The sequence below is a fragment of the Streptomyces sp. PA03-6a genome (assembly GCF_033792765.1).
In the GTDB taxonomy this organism is placed as follows: Bacteria; Actinomycetota; Actinomycetes; order Streptomycetales; family Streptomycetaceae; genus Actinacidiphila.
In genome coordinates, this window is sequence record NZ_JARAVK010000499.1 from 1 (window position 1) to 2,676 (window position 2,676).

Annotated in this window: 1 protein-coding gene and 1 pseudogene; one reads left to right on the plus strand and one right to left on the minus strand. The window is 58.8% G+C overall.

The genetic code is table 11. The features are described from left to right. Positions 1-205: pseudogene (locus PV350_RS46020) on the plus strand (IS701 family transposase); the annotation flags it as partial. A 525-nt stretch (positions 206-730) separates the two neighbouring features. Here PV350_RS46020 and PV350_RS46025 read toward each other — a convergent pair. Further along, positions 731-1,828, minus strand: coding sequence for a substrate-binding domain-containing protein (locus PV350_RS46025; RefSeq protein WP_500339238.1), 1,098 nt, complete (start codon positions 1,826-1,828; stop codon positions 731-733). Positions 1,829-2,676: the final 848 nt, after the last annotated feature.

A 2,676-nucleotide genomic window follows, 5' to 3' on the forward strand; every position in this document is an offset into this window, starting at 1 on the left:
GCCGCTACACCGGCTGGTACCGGCACATCACCTTGGCCATGCTCGCCCACGCATTGCTCGCGGCCACCGCGACTCGGGCGGCGGCACAGGGGATGCAGAAACGGTTCCGGCACCCTGGTCCCACTCACCGTGGCAGAAGTCCGCCGGCTCCTGGCAACTCACTGCCCACCCCAACCTGGCCGGCAGCTTCGCATCCACACGGTGAGCTGGTCGCTCTGGCGGCGCAGACACCAGGCCACCGCCCGCCACTGCCACTACCGGCGACGACTCCACTCGATGGAGGGGCGGTCCGGCAAGACCGCCCCCGACACACAACCCCCGCCCTACACTCCGAACGACGCCTCTCACCAGGCCAGATAGCGAAACGCTGCTGGAGTACAAGTACTGCAACGGTCTTTGCCGTGACGGGTGGGCAGCTTCTGGTGGCGTATGGCCGCGTCGTTTGTAGTGCCTGGTGCGGGCTTGGTGTCGTCGTTGGCGTCGCCAGTGTGGCCAGTGCCGGTTGTGGTCGATGGAGTGTGGTCGGCGGTGGGGGAGTCGGATGATCAAGCGTTTGAGCTCGGGGAGGCTGAGCGAGACCAGCCTCCACAAAGGCGACAGGCAGCTCAACCGTCAGTGAAACGAAGGCCGGGAGACCGACGAACGAGCGTGCTCCTCGCAAACGCATGTTCATCGACTGCTCATTCGTGTTCACATCGCTGCCATCGATCTCACGCCTGCGCGCCGAGACTCAGTTCACGTCAGACCGATTGATGTAACCGGAGTCGATCAGCAGCTTCTTGTAATTCGACTTGTCAATTGCGACCGGGCCGAGCAAGTATGCGGGAACGACCTTCACTCCGTTGTCGTACTGCTCGTTGTCTGTGATCTTCGGAGTCTTGCCGGTGATGATCGCATCTGCCATATCGACAGCGACCGCAGCGAGCTTGCGAGTGTCCTTGTAGACAGTCATTGACTGTTCACCCTTGATAATCTCCCTGACAGACTCCACTTCTGCGTCCTGGCCCGTGATGATGGGCATTTCCTTGCCCCCCGAACCGTAGCCGTCAGCCTTCAAAGCCTGGATGACGCCGCGGGCGATACCATCATTTGGTGCGAGGACTGCGTCGAGGGTTGCCGAACCGAAGTGCTCATGCAGCCGCGTGGTCATCGTCTCGCGCGCGATCTCTCCGTCCCAATGGAACATTGCCACCTGGGTGATGCGCTTGTTGCCACTCTTGAGCACCAGCATCCCCTTTTGGATCCATGGTTTGAGGACTGCCATGGAACCGTTGAAGAAGAGAGATGCGTTATTATCGTCCGGGTCGCCGGAGAAAATCTCAAGATTGAAAGGCCCCTTGCCCTCCTTTAGCCCCAGCCTGTCGACGATGTATTCTCCCTGCAGTTGTCCCACCTTGTAGTTGTCAAAGCTCGCATAATAGTCCACGTTGGCACTGCCCAGCAGCAGCCGGTCGTAAGCGATAATCTTGACGCCGCTGCGCGCTGCAACTTTCAGGACCTGCCCAAGACCGTATCCATCGACAGCGCCGATGATTATAATCTTGTCCCCGGCATCGATCATGCTCTGAATCTGATCGGCTTGTAGATCGGCATTGTCGTCGGCAAACTTGACGTCGACCCTGTACCCGTGCGATTCGAGACCTCTCGCCATGCTCTGGCCGTCATCGGCCCAACGTGTCTGAAGCTTGTTCGGCAGAGCAATGCCTACCGTCGCTTCATGATTTCCATTGAAGCCATCACCGCAAGCAGCGGTGCTTGTAATGAGAAGTGGCAGGACGAGAACCGCCTGCATCATCGAACGCTTTCGGGTACTTCTTCCGGAACGCATGGCAATTCTTCCTAAAGCTGTCAGTTGAGCGCAGCACTCAATTTGGGTAGATCTCGAAAATGACGGTACCGCACGAAATTCTCGATAAGCCCCAAAAGTGCGTTGAAATGAGTACTTCGACCCCCGGTGACCGTTGCCTCACGCGGTCGATTGCGTAGAGAGCGCCGGCTTCCGCGACGCGACGGTGCAGATTGTGACCTGGATGGGACAGTAGCAACGGGCGTTTCGATTCACAAATATGGCGATGTGATGGCCCGTTCATGGCTCACGCCTTCTATTTTGCGGCGCAGAAATTCATTCACGACGGAAGGATTTGCACTGTACTTCCGTAGTTTGTGGATTCTTTAGCCGCGTGATGTAAGGGCGTCGAGAGGATCCAAAGTCGAGTCTGGCGTTGATCCGTGACAGACGACCACCGTGGTCACTACATCGACGTGGGCATTACAGGGTCATCGCAACCCGTAGACTAGGTCGTGGGTGCAGATCCTTGACGGTTTGGTGCCGGATGGGTCGGGAGTGTGATCGGGAATCGCTGGCCGCAATCGTGTTGTCCGACGTCAGGCTGCACGTGGCAGCAGCTTCCCAACGCTTCGTTCGGGCTATCCGGTGCCACGGCCCACCGTTTGGTGCGGCCCATTAACCTCACCCGCGCCTACCAGCAGACAGCTGCGAGGGTTTGAGGGGGCGCTCCTCCAGTTGGTCTGACCCACAGGCCAACCGACTACCTCGGTGCCTTGTTGCCGATATGTCGGTGAAGCTTCCCCTCGATGTTGGACACCTGGAGACTGGGACGTGAGGTTCCAGAGGAAGTAGTGGCCAGGTGGGAAGTAAGAGCAACCGCAGCAGGC